At 66.8% G+C, this 229-nt stretch carries 1 pseudogene; it reads right to left on the bottom strand.

The window, feature by feature from the left end:
* A pseudogene (locus AC0L20_RS42030) lies at positions 1–229 on the bottom strand (urocanate hydratase); the annotation flags it as partial.

Here is a 229-nt window from a genome sequence, read left to right as displayed (position 1 = left end):
CCTTGCTTCTGGAACTCGAGCATGGCTTTGACGTGCACGGCCATCGACTGCTTGGCGGCCTTGATCACGGCGGCGGGTTCGGTCTTGGCGCGGGCGCGGTACTCGTCCCAGGTCCAGCCGGCCGGCAGGTAGCCGTTGAGCGGGTCATGGGCGCTGGTCTGGTCGGTGACCATGTCCGGGCGCACGCCACGTTTGACCAGTTCCGGCAGGATTTCGGCCGCGTTACCCA

The organism is Bradyrhizobium sp. Kon58, assembly GCF_055807455.1.
Note: the sequence above shows the minus strand (reverse complement) of the source record. Positions and strands in the feature narration are given on the sequence as shown.